The 3,602-nt window shown below is 67.3% G+C and carries 3 protein-coding genes; all 3 read left to right on the top strand.

Annotated elements, in window-relative coordinates; genetic code table 11:
• Positions 1–198 (top strand): hypothetical protein (locus QZY06_RS20900; RefSeq protein WP_295687884.1); only part of this gene is annotated, 198 nt, incomplete at its 5' end.
• A 311-nt stretch (positions 199–509) separates the two neighbouring features.
• The gene (locus QZY06_RS20895) at positions 510–1,832 is read left to right on the top strand and encodes a hypothetical protein (protein ID WP_295687882.1); all 1,323 of its coding nucleotides are present in this window, start codon (positions 510–512) and stop codon (positions 1,830–1,832) included.
• 142 nt (positions 1,833–1,974) lie between these two features.
• Positions 1,975–3,602 (top strand): SulP family inorganic anion transporter (locus tag QZY06_RS20890; RefSeq protein WP_295687880.1); only part of this gene is annotated, 1,628 nt, incomplete at its 3' end.

Genomic DNA, 3,602 nt, shown 5'->3' with positions numbered 1-3,602 from the left:
GAGCAGGCGCAGGCCGCCGCCAATCAGGGCCTGATCACGGCGGACGAAGCCGCCCTGGTCCGCAAGGCCTACGCGGCGCGGCTGGACGCGATCGAGGTCGACGTGTTCACGCCGGAGCAGTACTTCGGCGTCATCGACTCGCAGACGGACGGCGTGGTGCACGGCGCCGTCGAGCTGAAGCGAGCCGTGAATGCCTGATCGGTAGCCTCTTCTGCCGAGGCGTCTGGCGGTTTTGGGCGGTATTGGGGCGCGGGGACTAATGGTCCTCGCGCCTTTTTGTTGCGCGCCGCTTCGCCAAAGCCTCGGAAAACCCCCGAATAAAGAGCCTATCGCCCCAAAATGCAGCGAATTTCATGTTTTGGCTCTCGACCTGCCGCGTGTCCCGGATCACACTACCGCCCATCGGCCACTGGTAGGACCGATACGGTGTTGTTCCTCTTCAACCATAGACGGTGACCGCTGATGTTCTGGCGCCGATCTACTGCAACCGGAAAGAATCGCCTCCAGCCATGATCCAAGCCATTTTCGTCGCGCGTGCCCGCCCGGTCACCGCGCTGCTGTCCAGCCTCCTGACCCTCGGCGCCGCGCTCGCCGTCAGCCCTGCCCAGGCGCAGCTGCTGCCCGAGCTGCCGCTTCTTGGCGATCTGGGCGGTGCCGTCACCGTCGGTTGCCCGTTCCGGGTCTACACCTCCGACGACAAGAACACCGGCTTCCTGGACGACACCGCCACCTATGGCGTGGCGCAGATTCCGCTGTCGCTGCCGGCCGGCGCCTCGATCCGCATCGAAGGCCGCTTCCCGAAGGTGCGCTACTTCTCGCTGCAGTCCTATGACGGCGCCAAGGGCGGCAATTTCATTGATGCGATGGCTGATGCCCGCATCCGCTCGGTCAGCAACGGCGTGACCAATCCCAATGTCGCCGAGCTGCCCACCGGCGGCGCGCCAGGGGATGGCTACCGGCTGACCTTGCGTTACCAGGATCCGCCCGCCGATCCGGCACGCCGCCTGCCGAACGTGCTGTACGTCGGTGCGCCAGTGACCAATGCGCTGCCAACCCGTGTCGCCAAGCAGATCAGCTACCGCATCTACCTGCCGAATCCGGGTGTCGATACGCTCGGCAATCAGCCGGCCCCGCGCCTGATCTACAGCGATCGCAGCGGCGACACCAATTTCGACGACACGCCGGATGCCCGGAAATGCGCCCGCATCGAGGCTGCTTCCAAGCTGTCGCTGACTCCGAACCTAGGCCTGCTCCCGAACCGCAACATCGCCTTCGAGCCGATCGCGCGTACCGCCGACAAGATCGCCTACCCGAACGGCGACTCCAACTACCTGCGCGCCGGCGCCTCGCAGCTGTACGGCAAGATCGTCGTGGTCCGCGCCAAGCGCATGGTCACGCCGCTGCTGCCGCCGCTGGTGGGGCCGACGGCTGACGTCCGTTACCTGTCGCTGTGCCAGTACCAGAGCATCAACTCGTCCGTGGTGTCCTGCTTCACCGACCGCGGCCTGATCGTGCAGCCGGATGACTACGTGGTCTATGCGATGTCGCCGACCAAGGAGCGTCCGAGCCGGGCGGTTGCGAAGTACGGCATTAACTGGCAGGCCTGGGGAGACACCCCCGCTCAGATGCTGATCCTGCGCCAGATTCTGGCGGCGCCGGGCTTCGCGGGCGACTACGCACGTGCCGTCGCTCGGCCAACCGCAGACCTGGCGACCACGCTTGGCGCCTACGCGCCGCAGATCAGCTACTGCGATGCTGCGACGTTCAACGCCTACGCCCCCAGCGGCGGCGAAATGCTGATGGCGGCCTGCAAGCTGGTCAACGCGCGCTGAGTCTTTTCAGCTCGATCAGCCCCGGGCTTCCATCGCGGAGCCCGGGGCTTTTTTGTGGGAGATCGGCTGGCCGCGATCGGCCGGCAAAGCGCGTAGCGTGCGCAGGGCGCAGTCCGCGCAAGCCGAGGGTTCCGAGTCAACGATGATCGCGGTCACCGAAGCGGCAAAAGCCGGGCTGTTTGCGCGGCGGCACTGGCTGCCGAACCTGATGGCCGGCTTGCTGGTCGGCGTGGTGTCGCTGCCGCTGTCGATGGCCTTCGCAATCGCCTCCGGCGTCAAGCCGGAGCAGGGCCTGTACACGGCGGTGATCGCCGGCCTGATCGTCGCGCTGTTCGGCGGCACGCGGAACCAGATCGCCGGGCCGACCGGCGCGTTCGTGGTGATCCTCGCCGGCGTCACCGCCCGGTACGGCGTCGATGGCCTGGTCCTCGCCAGCTTCATGGCCGGCGCGATCCTGATCGCCTTCGGCCTGGCGCGGCTCGGCAATGTCATCCGCTTCATCCCGAGCCCGGTGGTTCTCGGCTTCACTGCCGGCATCGGCCTGGTGATCTTCATCGGCCAGTGGCCTTCGTACTTCGGCCTCGCGGACCCTGGCAACGGCCATTTCCACGAACGCCTGTGGCACTTGCTGCAGGCGCTGCCGAATGCCGATCCGGTGACCACGATGCTGGCCAGCGGCAGTCTGGTGCTGATGCTGGTCGGCCCGCGCATTCCGGGCCTGTCGCGCGTGCCTGGCCCCTTGCTGGCGATGCTCGCCGCCACGCTGGTGCAGGTCTGGTTCCAGTTCGACAGTGTCGTCACCATCGGCAAGGCCTATGGCGCAATCCCGGCTGGGCTGCCGGCGTTCTCGCCGCCGGTGATCACCGCCACCCGCCTCGTCGAACTGCTGCCGGCGGCGTTCTCGATCGCCCTGCTCGGCGCGCTGGAATCGCTGCTGTCGGCGGTGGTGGCCGACAAGATCGCCGGCACCCGCCACGACGCCAATCAGGAACTGATCGCGCAGGGTGCAGCGAATCTGATCACGCCGCTGTTCGGCGGCTTCGCGGCCAGCGGTGCACTGGCTCGCACCGCCACCAGCATCCGCAATGGCGCCACCGGCCCGTTGGCTGGCATCACCCATGCGGCGATGCTGCTGGCGATCCTGCTGTTCTTCGCGCCGTATGCCGCCAACGTGCCGCTGTGCGCGCTGGCGGCGATCCTGTTCGGCGTGTCCTGGAAGATGAGCGAGATGCCGCGCCTGAAGCAGATGATCGCCACTGCGCCGCGCGGCGACATCGCGGTGCTGGCGATCACTTTCGTGCTGACCGTGTTCGCCGACCTGATCGTCGCCGTCAACATCGGCGTCATCGTCGCGATGCTGTTGTTCCTGCATCGCATGGCGTCATCGGTGGCGGTCACCCGCGAGGATGACGGCGGCCGCGCGGCCAGCCTCAGCGCCGCCGGCCTCGATCCGGCAAGCGCCGTCGAAATCCTGAGCATCGACGGCCCGTTGTTCTTCGGCGCAATCGGCACGCTCGAACAGGCACTCGTGCCGCTCCCGGCCGGGCGCAGCGTCATCATCCGCCTGCACCGAGTGCCGTTCATGGACATCACCGGCATCGAAGCGCTGGCCGATGCGATCACCAGCCTGGAGCGTCGCGACCAGCGCGTACGGCTCTGCGAAGCGAACCCGCGCGTACTCGGCAAGCTGGTCCGCGCCGGGCTGGTGAGCCGCAGCCCGCCGCATCGCTACTTCCGCACGATGGATCTAGCGCTGGCCGACAGCGTGCT

The organism is uncultured Nevskia sp. (assembly GCF_903885465.1).
Taxonomy (GTDB): Bacteria; Pseudomonadota; Gammaproteobacteria; order Nevskiales; family Nevskiaceae; genus Nevskia.
This window is presented reverse-complemented; position numbering and strand designations above follow the sequence as displayed.

Bases quoted from the DNA above. Each gene is read 5' to 3' on its own strand.
- QZY06_RS20895 (WP_295687882.1), top strand. From the start codon at position 510: ATGATCCAAGCCATTTTCGTCGCGCGTGCCCGCCCGGTCACCGCGCTG.